We start from the raw sequence: 252 nt of genomic DNA on the forward strand, positions 1-252 counted from the left end.
GTGCAAATGCATTAATACCCTCATCATCTATTAAAAAAAGATCCGCTTTTTTCACATGAGGATAATGTCTTTGTACGCTTATAAAAACTTCATCGTTTAACCTTTCAAGGTACTCCTTTTCTCCAATGGTTGCCGGGCGCCTTAACCCGGCCCTTATTCTATTTCTCCAGTCCCCAAAAAGTCCGTAATACATAAAGAATAACAATCCGTAAACGGATAAAAAAAGAAGAACCGTTGGAAAAAGCGCCAAAG

1 pseudogene is annotated in these 252 nt (G+C 38.5%); it reads right to left on the bottom strand.

From position 1 onward, the window contains the following. Positions 1–193, bottom strand: a pseudogene (locus tag SB660_RS22365) (M48 family metalloprotease); the annotation flags it as partial. Positions 194–252 lie beyond the last annotated feature (59 nt).

The organism is Bacillus sp. SIMBA_005 (genome assembly GCF_046535585.1).
Lineage (GTDB): Bacteria > Bacillota > Bacilli > Bacillales > Bacillaceae > Bacillus > Bacillus pumilus.